This is a genomic window from Cyclonatronum sp. (assembly GCF_022565315.1).
Taxonomy (GTDB): domain Bacteria; phylum Bacteroidota; class Rhodothermia; order Balneolales; family Cyclonatronaceae; genus Cyclonatronum.
On record NZ_JAIUMX010000009.1, the window covers coordinates 23532 to 36878 of the forward strand.

Annotated in this window: 8 protein-coding genes, 1 tRNA gene and 1 pseudogene; 5 read left to right on the forward strand and 5 right to left on the reverse strand. The window is 46.5% G+C overall.

From position 1 onward, the window contains the following. The first annotated feature begins 330 nt into the window (after positions 1-330). A complete protein-coding gene (locus LAT75_RS03120) occupies positions 331-4968 on the forward strand; it encodes a PAS domain S-box protein (RefSeq protein WP_291481165.1) in 4638 nt (1545 codons plus the stop codon). A 48-nt stretch (positions 4969-5016) separates the two neighbouring features. Then, positions 5017-5586: a hypothetical protein gene (locus LAT75_RS03125; RefSeq protein WP_291481166.1), complete on the forward strand. Its 570-nt coding sequence runs from the start codon at positions 5017-5019 to the stop codon at positions 5584-5586. 125 nt (positions 5587-5711) lie between these two features. Here LAT75_RS03125 and LAT75_RS03130 read toward each other — a convergent pair whose 3' ends face one another. Further along, positions 5712-6440 carry a WbqC family protein gene (locus LAT75_RS03130; protein ID WP_291481167.1) on the reverse strand — a complete coding sequence of 243 codons (729 nt, stop codon included), beginning with the start codon at positions 6438-6440 and terminating at the stop codon, positions 5712-5714. A gap of 98 nt (positions 6441-6538) precedes the next feature. Here LAT75_RS03130 and LAT75_RS03135 point away from each other — a divergent pair, with 98 nt between their 5' ends. Then, positions 6539-7102, forward strand: coding sequence for a hypothetical protein (locus LAT75_RS03135; protein ID WP_291481168.1), 564 nt, complete (start codon positions 6539-6541; stop codon positions 7100-7102). A gap of 70 nt (positions 7103-7172) precedes the next feature. On the opposite strand, the gene LAT75_RS03140 is transcribed toward LAT75_RS03135, so the two are convergent. From LAT75_RS03140 to recJ, 3 genes are all read right to left on the reverse strand, one after another. Next, a tRNA-Pro gene (locus LAT75_RS03140) sits at positions 7173-7246 on the reverse strand. Positions 7247-7357: 111 nt separating this feature from the next. Then, positions 7358-7825: a Dps family protein gene (locus tag LAT75_RS03145; RefSeq protein ID WP_291481169.1), complete on the reverse strand. Its 468-nt coding sequence runs from the start codon at positions 7823-7825 to the stop codon at positions 7358-7360. Between the two features lie 159 nt (positions 7826-7984). After that, on the reverse strand, positions 7985-9697 hold the full coding sequence (gene recJ / locus LAT75_RS03150; protein ID WP_291481170.1) for a single-stranded-DNA-specific exonuclease RecJ: 1713 nt from the start codon (positions 9695-9697) through the stop codon (positions 7985-7987). A 448-nt stretch (positions 9698-10145) separates the two neighbouring features. On the opposite strand from recJ, the gene LAT75_RS03155 reads away from it, so the two are divergent. After that, complete coding sequence (locus LAT75_RS03155; RefSeq protein ID WP_291481171.1) at positions 10146-11342, forward strand: hypothetical protein; 1197 nt, start codon at positions 10146-10148, stop codon at positions 11340-11342. Positions 11343-11794: 452 nt separating this feature from the next. Next, positions 11795-12694 (forward strand): annotated as a pseudogene (hslO, locus tag LAT75_RS03160) (Hsp33 family molecular chaperone HslO). Between the two features lie 95 nt (positions 12695-12789). On the opposite strand, the gene LAT75_RS03165 reads toward hslO, so the two are convergent. Continuing rightward, complete coding sequence (locus LAT75_RS03165) at positions 12790-13347, reverse strand: adenylate kinase (protein ID WP_291481172.1); 558 nt, start codon at positions 13345-13347, stop codon at positions 12790-12792.

Consider the following 13347-nt stretch of genomic DNA (forward strand, 5'->3'; position numbering starts at 1 on the left):
GAGATTGTTGTGGTATTTCATTGAAATCACGGTATCACACAAATCCGGAGGTAGTTAAAGGAAATCAGCAGTTCATGCGCAATTGTAAACTGAAAAGAGATTATGAAGGCTGTCAGGTTAATTTACTTGATTAAGTAGGATGTCGTATTGTTCAATTAGATACCATCACCTTCAAAAGCGTTGTAATACATCTGAAATCCGGATTATTTTATGAAAGGCGAATTGCACCCAAAAGCGTTAATCATTCAGGAATGGCCTTTTTTGCTGATTCGTTTCCAGCTTACGGCCCCACTTCCTGAAAGCAAAACCGGGCAGCTTAAGCCGGCTGCTGTGAGCCGAACCTTTCTTAACTGGGCCGGTTATGCAGAAAGCGACACGGGGGCTTTATCCGCTGAAGGGTTGTTTGCAGATCAACCGGCGCTTTCAGAATGGTGGCACAGCATACGCATGGGATTCATGAAAGGCGACCGCAGCTTCAGCAGGTCTTTTACTTTACGTCATGAAAACGGACTGGTGTATAGGGTTCAGGCTGAAGCCTCGGCCGACAGTATATCGTTGCTGGTGATGCCGCAGCAAGGTGATGCAGAAGAGGTGCAACCCGAAACCGCTGGCATCCAGGCTGAACGGGCTGGGTTTCAGGAGGAAAAAGTACTGATGTGCCGTTACCTGAAAGACGGAACCTTCACATATATGAATGAAGCTTTTGTGTCTTTTTTTGAGATGCCTTCAGAGCCACAGTCGGGCAGCTCCAACCTGTTCGAGCTTCTCACCGAAGAGGAAAAACCGGAAGTAGAGCGCTTTATAGAAAAGGTTTTAAGCGGAACCGAAAAATGCTGCTATCTCTCCGAGTTTACAATTAACGGGCAGCAGCGGAGGGTACTTTGGTTCGAGAAACTTTTGCCGGGAAGTCCGCCTGTAATTGAATCGGTCGGGTACGAGCTTTCGGCCTTTTTATATCAGAAGCATGCATTCGATCTTAAAATGCAGCAGCAGCAGGCCATTCTCGAAGCCATCCCGTACTACATTTTCGCCAAAGATGCGGATAAACGGTATCTGTTTGCAAACAGCAGGTTTGCAGCTGCATTCGGCCATACGGCATCAAGTATTATCGGATTAAACGATAGCGAACTGTCTGATAATGACGAGTGGAACAATAAATATATGAACAGTGACGAAGAGGTGCTCAGAAGCGGGCAGCTTGTCGTGATGCAGCCAGAATATGAAAAGCGTAATGAAGGGGGATACGGCTGGTTCCAGACCATTAAAGTACCGTATTATCATCCCGGTCAAAAAAAGCCGGGGGTACTTGGCATAGCTCTTGATATAACAGAGCGTAAGACGGCGATGGATGAGCTTGCAAGGCAAAAAGAGCAGTTCGAAGTAGCAATCCGTGGCATTAATGACGGTATTTGGGATTGGAACCTAAGGGAAAAGTCAATCTTTTTCTCCCCAAAATGGAAAGAGCAGCTCGGTTACCGGGATGATGAGATCCCCAATGAAACGAGTTCTTTTCAGGAGCTGCTTCACCCTGATGATCAAAGCGTAGTCTATGATTATATTGACAGATACCATAGGGGTGAGACCGAGCGCTATGACATCGAATTTAGGATGCGGCATAAGGCCGGACACTATATATGGATTCACTCAAGAGGGGATGCCTTACGGGATGAAAACGGAATTCCGTACCGGATGGCCGGCTCACACACCGACATCACCAGGCGCAAGAAAGATGAAGCAGCCTTACTCGAAAGCAGGCAACGGTACGCATCCGTCATAAAAGCAATACCCGATATGATATTCAGCCTCCGCAGGGATGGTACCTATCTCGATTGTCACAGCCCTTCAGATGAATTACTGTTCGTTCAGCCGGAGTATTTCATTGGGAAGAAAATCGAAGACGTGCTTCCCGAAGAGCTGGCTGTTAAGTTTTTGAAAGCAATGGATGCCGTTTTTGAGGGAGATTCGCAGCAGATTGTAGAATATGAACTGGAGGTTTCGGGCCGGAATAAATATTTTGAAGCGCGTTTTGTGCAAAGTGATGCTGACGAAATATTATCTATAGTTCGCGATGTAACAGACGAAATTAAGGCTAAAGGCGAACTGCTCCATACACAAAAAATGCTGCTGCAAACCAATAAAATGGCCAAGGTAGGGGCATGGGAGTATGATTTACGCCTCAAACAGTTGCATTGGAGTGATATGGCATACACCATTTTCGGAAAAAGCAGGGATGCGTTCAGTCCCCTTCTTGATGAAGTGGTGCAACTTTATGAAGAGCAGAGTGCCCGGCATATGATGCAGGCCATTGAAAAACTTATTGCGGAAGGGGAGCCGTACGACATAGAAAGTCAGATCCGAAAACCAGACGGTAGCCTTAAATGGGTTCGATCGATAGGTGATGCAGATTTTGAAAACGGCATTTGTGTGAGAATCTATGGTTCCGTACAAGATATTGATCTGCAAAAACGAAATCAGCTTGAACTGGAATCGACCCGGCAGAAACTGCAAAGCATCTTTGCTGAGATGAGTGAAGCAATTTGGTCGCTTCGTTTACCGGATTACAACGTTAATTTTGCAACGCCGTCGTTTGAAAACGTATTTGGTGTGAAGATTAGTGAATGGGCACAAAACCAGGCTGTTTGCCAGCAGTTTGTGCACCCGGAAGATTACCCGGGCTTATTGGAGCAGTACAAAAAACTGATCCAAACCGGAAGCTACAGCATCGAGTACCGGATTATCAAAAACGGAGAAGTACGCTGGCTCCATGAAAAAGCCAGAAATATTTGCAACGCTGAAGGAGTGCCCGTTAGGGTTGATGGGTTCACGAGTGATATAACCCGCGAAAAAGAAGCCGAAGCCGAAAGAGAGCATTACTCGGAAATGCTTTCGCTGCTCTTCCGTATAGCAAGCACCTTCATAAACCCGAAACTTGATCAGTTTGACACTGATATTGAAGCAGCGCTTGGTTTGCTTGGTGTTTTTGTGGAAAGCGACCGGGTTTACATTTTTGATTATCACCTCGACCGAATGGTGACCGACAACACCTACGAATGGTGTGCGCCCGGCGTTGAGCCGGTTATTGAAATGATGCAGGATGTGCCGATCGATTTGTTCAGGCCGTGTTATGAATGTCATCTTAAACGGGAAGTTTTCTATGCTCCCGATACATCGCTTATTGAAGACGAAGCACTCAGGCAGTTGATGGCCGATCAGATGATAAAAAGCATCATTACGCTGCCTATGTATGAAGCGGATGTGCTCATCGGCTTTGTAGGGTTTGACTCGGTAAAGAGCCTGAGGCTATTCACCGAAAAGGAAACCAACCTTCTCAAAATATTCGCGGATGTGCTCACCAATGTGCAGCAGCGAATCCGGCTGGAGCGCGAACTCAAGCAGGCCCGTGAAACAGCCGAGGATGCAAGCCGGGCAAAAAGCCTGTTCGTTGCAAACATGAGCCATGAAATCCGCACACCGCTCAACGGCGTAATCGGCTTCACAGAGCTCATGCAGGATACGCGCCTGGATTCGGAACAGCAGCAGTATCTCGATAATATCCAGGTTTCGGCTGAATCTTTGCTGGCAATTATTAGCGATATTCTGGACTTCTCAAAAATCGAAGCCGGTAAACTGGAACTGGAGTACCTTCCGACGGACTTATATACCATTGCTGCTGAAGCCACTGATATCATAAAACATCAGGCTGCTGTAAGCGGGTTAAGCCTGCTGATGAATGTGCCCTACGGCAGCCTTCCGCTGGTGATGACAGACGCAATCCGGCTAAAGCAGATTTTGGTGAACCTGCTCAGTAATGCCGTAAAATTCAGTGAAGAAGGTGAAGTAGAACTCATCGTTCAGCCAAAAGCTTTGGCCGGAGACCGCTTAACGGTGTACTTTGAAGTGCGCGATACCGGAATCGGTATAGGTGAAGAAACCCGTGATAAACTGTTCCGCTCATTTTCCCAGGCCGATAATTCAATGACAAGACGATTTGGCGGAACAGGGCTTGGGCTTGTTATCTGTTCTTTGCTTCTCGAAAGAATGGGCAGCAAAATTGATTTCGTTAGTGAAGAAGGCAAAGGCAGCCGCTTCTTTTTTGAAGTTGGGTTCAGTGTTGCAGGCGATGCCACGGGGCTGCCTGTGCCGTCTTTTGAAGGAAAAACCGCCTTTCTTTTAATTGAAAACCAACGGGAAGCATGGCTCATGCAGGAACGCATGCGCGAGCTCGGGTTCAGGTTTCAAACTTTTAATGAGCTTTCCAGCCTTGAACGTGCAATTGCCGGGATAAAACCGGCTGAGCAACCTCCGGTTATTCTTGCAGACCTCAAATTCTTCTTGGAAGCAGCTGCTCAAGGTACGCCAAAGCCCGGTATTCATTCCGCTATTGTGCTGCACTCTGTGGTAGACACGCAGCAGGCTGAAGCCCTTATAAGCAGCAAAAAAGCACTGGCCCGGGTTCTGAAGCCCGCTAATATTAGTGAGCTGGCAAAAATACTGGTAAAATTTAACGAGGAATGTTGGGCTCGGCACGCACCCGAAAGAGGGAACTTGTCTCAAGTTGTTGCCAATACTCATGCAGGAAAAACAGTTATGATTGTAGAGGATGTAAAACTCAATATGATTCTGGCCCGAACACTTGTAAACAAAATATTACCAAATACACATATAATTGAGGCCGAAAACGGACGTTTAGCTGTCAGAAAATTTGAAGAACTTGATGGTTTAATTGATTTAATTTTGATGGATATTCAGATGCCTGAAATGGATGGTATTGAAGCCACAAAACTGATCAGACAATCAGAAGCGATGAAGGGCCGGCATACACCTATTATAGCACTAACAGCTGGTGTTGTGAAAGAAGAAAAAAAACGGTGTTTTGAAGCCGGTATTGATTACTTTATCAGCAAACCCGTAGATGCTGATGTTCTCAAAAAAAGTCTTGTAAGCCTTCTGATTAAAGACCATGAGTAATTCGGTTTCTGAATTATCAACCAATTCAATTATTTATTTAGCAAACCTATGAAAAAACTATATTCAGCAATAGTGCCTGCTATCGTTATCGGGCTTTTGTTAACAGCCTGTTCAGAAGAACAGTCATCAACAAACTACACTCAGGCAGCAGGAACTCAGATTACTGCTGAGATGATTGAACAGGCTCAGGAAGCATGGATCGCTGCTTTGGTTTCGATTGGTAACGCACATGCGGAGGGCGGTGATGCGCATGCAGCTGCGCGTCAGGTTCTCACAGATTACTACAACTATCCAAACGGACTTGTGCTGTTTAAGCCTACACTCGCCTTCGGTGAGCAGACTTTCCGCCCTACTATGGAAGGGGCACTCGCTTACTTTGTGGGTGGAAATGATGATTTCCCTAATGACAGCGGTTTTGCGCTTCGGCCTTATGTTGGCGGCTTTGTTGAAATGTCAGATGTTTTCATACATGGTGATATGGCAATTGCAATGAGCAACATTACCCTTGAAGCCTATGACGGCAGCACGGTAATGGTAAACAAAACATTCGGATATGTTCTTGATGGTGGTAATTTAAGGATCGTTACCCATCATTCTTCACTGCCGTTCACACCCTGACAGCAACTCTTTGTACCGTTTCCTGCTGCAAAAAGTAAAGTAGGGTACTGTTCACGTGCATGAATTAAGCCGGAGGAGTTCACCTTCTCCGGCTTTTTTGATGCGCGTAAGCTGTCGCTTAGCTGTCAAATTCCAGTTGTGCGCTTTTTTAGCTGGTCAACTACCTGATAGCTGTACGGTCCGTACTGAAACAACACATCAAGAAGGCAGCAGGATGGATGAAAATCGTCTGTTATCTGCCGGTAAACGGGCAGCGCGAAAGCTGCTTCGTGAATCTGAATGCCGTCTGTACGCCCTGGTTTGCGGTAATAGCTGCCGCGCTGCTCAATAAGCAAAGCCGGAGTGCACGCAGCGGCCTGATTTGCTTTGATCAGGTCAAATTCCCGCGTGTTTATCCAGCTTGTTTTATCCTGCCAGAATGTGCCGGCTTCAAGGTAGCAAAAAAGCCGCATGTTCAGGTATTGTATGGCCGCTGTAAGGGATGGCAACTGCGCCGCGTGATTCAGGTCCGATTCGATTTCAGGCTGATAAAAATCAAAATACCTGCTGTTGCCATAGCTGGTTTGCAGTGCCTTTAGAAAGAAAGCTGGCCAGCCGGCCTCAGATTTGATTCGTACCTGTGACAATGGTTTTTTCTTATCGGCCGGCTCAACAGGGAGTGTAAGCCATTGGGTGCTGTTAACCGTTCTGATGAGCGCTCTGTGAGCTTTAGATTTTCGCGAAAAAGGCTCGTCGGTTAAATAATAAGTATGCTGTGTATTGAGGATAACACTGAGGTGCTCGAGGTCAGGAAATAAGGCAGGAACGAGACAGCCAAAAACAGGGGAGGGCAATGATCGGGTAATATCTGACATTAAATTTGGAACGGCCTGATTTATTTTGGGCTCAGATGTAAGGTTTTGGCGGCTTTTTGCTCTATCCGGAAAACAATAAAAACCAAATGGAGCACATTATGAAAAATACAATTTCCGAACGATACTTCTTCCTGCAGTTTGTAACCGAAAGTGACAGCTTGTTTAAACAAAGAGCTGATCGGTTTGCCTTCCTAAATGCGTGGCGGGCCTGCTTTGCACAAAAGATTAAAACCTGCGCTTATGTGCTGATACCCGGGCGTTTCGGAGTAATAATTAGCGTTCAGTCTTCTGAGCCGGTTAGCCCCGAAAACATGCTCTCTTATGTATGCGAAAAACTTCGAAGCAGGTTTGTGGGTGTGCTCACGGTGAGTGAACTTGAAGTATTCCTGCAGAGGGCCTATGCAGAAGAGCTTAGTACAGAAAAAGAGTGTATTTACCGGGCATTTGACATCCACACCATGCCACAGCGTTATCATGTTTCAACAGATTACCGGAGTTATCCTTTTTCATCTTTTCTGGCGCTTTCAACCGGGCGGCCAAGTAGTGTAGATCAGAAAACCGTTTGGAACTGGTTTGGCGGGCGGATGCGGTTCAGCTTGTTTCATCAGGCGTACTACGGCTGGGTTCAGCCGGATGCAATGCTGGACAAGGCCTATGCCTAAAAGTCACAATTTTCCGTGATTCCATAAAAAAAGCCGGTTCTCATTTGAGAACCGGCTTTAATTTGATGAGTCGGGATGACAGGATTTGAACCTGCGACCCCACGCCCCCCAGGCGTGTGCGCTACCGGGCTGCGCTACATCCCGAATCAGATTTTCAATATAAGCTTTTTAAAGCTTCAAATAAAGCCTGAGTGGAGGGAATTATAGACGCAAACCATGAAGGGGAGCTGCGTGTAAATTACAGTGGGAAGACGGTTAGCTCACAATGCTGCGAAGCATCCAGGCTGTTTTTGAGTGCACCTGCAGGCGTTGTGTGAGCAGGTCGAGGGAGGCTTCATCATCGCCTTCTTCACATGCCGGCAGTGCTGCACGCGCAGTGCTGATAACCTGCTCATTGGCCTCAAGGAGGTTGCGTACCATTTCGAGGGCTTCGGGTACTCCTTCTTCTTCCTTTACCTTTGCCATTTTGGAGTAGGCCATAAATGTGCCCGGGGCAAACTCACCCAGCGCACGAATTCGCTCAGCAATTTCATCAATAGCCGTTGCCAGTTCGGTGTATTGCTCTTCGAACATTTGATGCAGGGAATGGAAGTGCGGCCCTGTTACATTCCAGTGATAATTGTGAGTTTTTAAATAAAGCATGTATGAATCAGAAAGCAGGGCACTGAGGCCTTCAGCTATAGCTTTGCGATTTTCTTCGGTAATTCCAATATGAATATCCATGTGTAATTAATCCCTTAATTAAGTTATTGTTTTATTTAAGCTAATAATTTATGTTTAATCAAAGTAGCCAGGCAGTTTTAATTAAACTGTACGTATTTGAATATATGCCTTAATAACAGCAGCTGCTTCTCATTCGTTTGATTACCGGCCCGGAAACGGTCAGGCCGGCAACGCAACATCTTTCAGGCGGATTTGGAGGGAGCGTTTGTTGTTCCAGAAATTCTCTTCGAGCACGTAAGCTATGTCGATACCTTTCCCGTTGCTGTTGCGGATCAAAGGAAGGTGCTGATGCATATTAAAACCAATTACATCGAAGGGAGCCGAGCCATTCTGGCTTACCCGCATTTTAAGATGCCCGTTACCTACAACAGTCGGGTTTCCGGTAACCTTCAAACCCCGGCTCACAAAAACCGGACGTAAATTCTGAGGTCCGAAAGGTTCAAACTGATTCAGAATTTTCCAAAATTTGAGATCTATCTGGCTGAGGTCGAGTTCAGCATCAACAATCAGCTCGGGCTCAAAACTTTCGTCACACAGGTCGCAGCTCGCAACAGACTGAAGCCTTTCCTTGAACTCAGGCAGCTTGTCTTCGGTCATGGTGAGGCCCGCTGCGAATTCGTGACCGCCAAACTGCAGCAGCAGATCTTCACATTGTTTGAGCGCATTGTAAATATTGAACCCCTTAATGCTTCTTGCAGAGCCCTTCACGTATCCGTCAACGGTACTGAGCATCACAGTTGGCCGGCAAAAGCGGTCCACAAGGCGTGAAGCTACAATTCCGATAACGCCAAGGTGCCAGTCGCGGTCGTGAAGTACAACAACTGATTTTTCCTCCAGGTTACCGTCCTGCTCCATCATCAGAAGGGCGTGTTTCATGGTATCGGCATCGGTGAGACGGCGTTTTTTGTTAACCTGCTCAAGTTGATGTGCTCTTTGTTCAGCCTCTGCCTCATTGTCGGAAATCATCAGCTCAACAGCGATGCTGGCATCCCCCATACGCCCGGCTGCATTAATGCGCGGGCCAAGTGAAAAAACAATCTGAGAAGTTGAAATACTGCCGAGCTCAAGCTTGATGAGCTTTGCTAAAGCGCGCATTCCGATACGGGGTGATGAATTCAGGATTTTGAGGCCTTTATGCATCAGAATCCGGTTTTCATCAACAAGCGGCACAATATCTGACGCAATAGAAATGGCAACAAGGTCAAGATACCGATCCGCCATTTCGGCAGGTAACCCCAGTTTACTGATGGTTGCCTGTATGAGCTTAAAAGCCACACCGGCGCCGGAGAGCCCGTCAAACGGATAGCCGCATCCGGGCCGTTTGGGGTCAAGTACGGCAAAGGCATCCGGAATAACATCACCGGCATTATGATGGTCGCAGATGATCAGGTCGAGACCCTTTTCCCTTGCATAGGCAGCTTCATCCACTGCTGTTATACCGCAGTCAACGGAAAGTACAAGCGTAGCGCCGGTTTCAATAGCTTTTTCAATACCTTCAACCGAAATCCCGTAGCCATCCTTGAAGCGGTGCGGGATAAAGTATCGGGCGTCGAGACCAAACTGCTTGAGAAACAGATACATTATGGCTGTTGAGGTAGTACCATCAACATCATAATCTCCGTAAATGAGCACCTTTTCATGAGAACGTACTGCGGCAGCAAGCCTGCAGGCTGCTGTTTCCATGTCCTGCATGAGAAAAGGATCGTGAATCTGTGCCTGTTCAGGGCGAAAGAACGTTTTGGCTTTATCGAACGTGGTAATCCCACGCAAAGCCAGAAGACGGGCTATTACTGATGTTACATTCAGTTTTTCTTGTAACGAAGATATAGCATCATCATCCTCCGGCCGGGCCATAATCCAGCGGAATGACATATTGTTCCTGTTTTTATTTCTTTTTTATCGAACAGGGAAAAGGGGGATCAGCCCAAAAACCAAGTAGTGTTGTGATGTTTCCGTAAGAACGGAAACCTGTATTTATACTAAAATGAATTTCAAATACTGCTCAGAAAGTATAAAAAACTGCTGTAAATATAAGAACTGAGTAAGGTGCTTAGATCTTTTAATATTAACCGCAGAACGATATGAAGCAAGCGGTTTTTTCACCTTTATCATTTATAACAGCTTATAAAGCCGGATATCTGATATCAGGTTCCGGCGGTGCTCATGCAGCTGTACTGCATTAAGAGAATATTACAACAGATGTACCTGAATTTGATTAACTTAATGAGTTAATCACTATGCTTTTGCTTAATACGCTTTCCGGCAAGTTGATTTATTTCATCTGTTGCTGAACTATACCTCTATCCTCCAATAAAGAAGCATGATTGTAAACGGTATTTATCACGCAAAAACACATCCGGGTCTTGAAGAACTGCTTCAGGCAGAGCTTAAGCAGGCCGGGGCAGGGTATCTTTTCGGTATGAGCGGTGCCGTACGGTTTCAGGCAGAGGATGAACAGCTGTATTCCTTCTTGCTTCAAAGCAGGGTGCTTACCGGCCTTGAACTGTGCCTGAGCCAGCCTGTTGATATCACTCAAACAGATATTGCCGCCCTCGTTGATTCTGTGGACTGGACCTCAGTTTTGCCTGTGCACTCAACATACAGGGTTCAGGCTTTTCAGGGCGGCCTTACAGGAAGCAGCCTCCAAAAACTTGCTGCCGAAATTGAAAAGGGCATAGAACGGATTTTTATCAAAAAGTTTGAAGCCGCTCCGAAAGCTGTGAAGGAAGAAAATGAACCTGAATTCGTAGTTAATCTTCAGATTAGTGTTAACGGAAGCTGTCAGCTAATGCTTGAAGCCGGCGGTGATGTGCTTCAGAAGCGGGGCAGGCTTGTATCACCTAAACACAGCGTGCTCAGCCCAGCCATGGCCGCCGGTCTTATTTTGCTAAGTGAATGGGATGGTACCACTGCCATGATTGATCCTTTTGCCAACGACGGGGTTTTACTGCTTGAAGCAGCACGTTTTGCCAAGCATCGTACGCCGCTTTTTGAAGATGACAGCCTTCGCATGAAAAAATGGCGTACCTTCAGGCATGCATTGTGGAAGAAAAAACGTGAAGAAGTTGTGGATAAGCTCAGAGACGACGTCGACTGGATCATGGGCTTCGATTCCAGCCCCGATAATATTTCGCGCATTCAGTTCAGTACCCGTGAAGCAAGGCTGAACAATAACATACGGCTGAGGGTATCCAGGCCGAACATGCTCAACTATCCTAAAATGAAAGGGCACATTATTACAGCACCTCCTGTTGATGTGAACCTGAAGCTGCTCGGTGATTTTGCCCGAAAGACAAAAATGAGCGCCGGCGGCTATAAAGTTGGCCTTTTCTCTTCCATTGCCAACCTCGATACGGTTGTAGGCATGAAGCCGCACCGCACCATAAGGCTCGAGTTCGAAGACCGGACTTTCTCTTATATGGAATTCACCATATTTGATAAAGAAAGAGCAGCACGCAGGCCCGCAACCCGCAGCGGGGAGCAGCCGGCATCCGTGCCCGGCCGGAAAATCAGATAACATTTGTACTCTTTCTTTCTGATTCTTTTCGGTTTAGCTTTTATATCTGAATTAAAAAGAAACGATGGTATTGTGGCAGAACTTTCTTAACTTATGGAAGCGCTTTTCTGAACCGAAAGGCCACACTTTTGTTTGTTTGTTTTAGGCAGACTTTTTTAATCAATCTCATATCTGCACTCATAGCACTAAGGACGATGTCATGCATGGCATCGTCTTTGTTTTTTTTAGGATCCGGAAGCTTGGGCTGAACTGTTCGTTGAAGGGGCGTTTTTTTCTGTTTATGCCGGAATTTGGAACAGGCACTTATTTGGCACGCTTTGTGTTACAGGGTGCAAGTATTCCTGACTCTTAACTGCGGCTATAAAATTCTATCTTTTGCTGCGGGTACAGACCGGGTTTAAACGTCATTCTGCGATTACTGATCGCAGCAAAATAATTTTGCATTCAGACCCATGAATAAAGAAGATTTTCTGTTTAAAGACCGCATTATTAAAGGAATAACAACTGACGGTCATTGTCGGTTTAGCGTAATAAAAACAACCGATGTAGCTCAGATTGCGGCTCAAAAGCACGAGCTTTCGCTGCTTAGTAAAGTTCTGCTTGGCCGTGCACTTACCGGCGCCATGTTACTTGCCTCAAGCCTGAAGGGCGAGGAGCGCCTCAGGCTGCGGATCGAAGGTAACGGCCCGGTCGGCGCACTTGTAACAGAAGCAAACAGCGTTGGGGAAATCCGGGGGTTTGTGCAAAATCCCGATGCCGCTCTCGATCCGGCCCAGCATACTTCCGTAGGTGATGGTTTCGGCCTCGGTCTGCTCACGGTTACCAAAACCCTGTACAATGAAGCTGATCAGATCAGCGGGACCGTTGAGCTAATTAACGGCACCATTTCTTCTGATATCGCCTATTATCTGGCTCAGAGTGAGCAGATCCCTTCAGCTATCCACCTCGATGTACAACTTGATGATAATGGTGAAATCGTGTCAGCCGGCGGCGTGCTGATTCAGGCCTTGCCGGGTGCACCTGAAAACATCATCAGCAAGCTTGAACAAAATCTGATTAACATGAAACCTGTTGGGCAAAGGCTGCTCAACGGGGAGTAAATAGATACCATCATGCACGATATCGGGCGGCCCTATGCGGTTAAAGAGCTCTCGAGAGGACCGGTTCACTTCTTCTGCCGCTGCACCAAAGATCGGTTCATCTCAGCACTGCAAATGCTCGGCAAGGAAGACCTTGAAGCCATTTCCGATGAAGGACAGGAACTTGTCTGTCAGTTCTGCAACGAAAAGTATCACATAAGTCAGGCGGAAATTACAGAGATTTTGCGCGACAAAATGATACAGATGAATTAAGTGCGGCTTCTGCATTCCAACAAAAAAAGGCTGAGCACCATAGGTGTGTTCAGCCTTTAATTTTGAATAAAAAGAGCGTGTGCGGCTTTTAATGCTTAGTTATCAAGCACCTTTTTAATACGGGCATAAATCTCCTCAATAGTGCCAAGCCCGTCGATGGCGCGGTAAACGCCCTGCTGCTTGTAATAATTAAGAACAGGAGCGGTTTCTTCATTATATACTTCGAGCCGCACTTTTACTTTTTCCGGCGTATCGTCGGCCCGGCCTTCGCCGCGGCTCAAAATCCGCTTCATCAGTTCTTCGTCCGGCACTTCAAGAGAGAGGAAAGAGTGAAGTTTCTTTCCGTTCTTCTTAAGCCGCTCCTCAAAAGCTTTTGCCTGAGGCACTGTTCGGGGGAATCCGTCCAGAATATACCCGTTCAAAAATTTTTCATCATTCAGGGCTTCTTCAACCAGTTCAACGACGGTCTGATCGGGCACAAGTTTACCTGCATCAAGGATATCTTTAACTTTAATACCAAGTGGTGTCTGGTTTTTAATGGCCGAGCGGAACATCTCCCCGGTGGAAAGCTGAGGAATGTTATATTCTTTTTCAATAAGTTTGGCCTGTGTGCCCTTGCCGGCACCCGGAGGACCGAATAAAATTATTCGCAT

Coding starts and splice junctions, on each gene's coding strand:
- LAT75_RS03125 (WP_291481166.1), top strand. CDS start 5,017: ATGAAAAAACTATATTCAGCAATAGTGCCTGCTATCGTTATCGGGCTT.
- LAT75_RS03130 (WP_291481167.1), bottom strand. CDS start 6,440: ATGTCAGATATTACCCGATCATTGCCCTCCCCTGTTTTTGGCTGTCTC.
- LAT75_RS03135 (WP_291481168.1), top strand. CDS start 6,539: ATGAAAAATACAATTTCCGAACGATACTTCTTCCTGCAGTTTGTAACC.
- LAT75_RS03145 (WP_291481169.1), bottom strand. CDS start 7,825: ATGGATATTCATATTGGAATTACCGAAGAAAATCGCAAAGCTATAGCT.
- recJ (WP_291481170.1), bottom strand. CDS start 9,697: ATGTCATTCCGCTGGATTATGGCCCGGCCGGAGGATGATGATGCTATA.
- LAT75_RS03155 (WP_291481171.1), top strand. CDS start 10,146: ATGATTGTAAACGGTATTTATCACGCAAAAACACATCCGGGTCTTGAA.
- LAT75_RS03165 (WP_291481172.1), bottom strand. CDS start 13,347: ATGCGAATAATTTTATTCGGTCCTCCGGGTGCCGGCAAGGGCACACAG.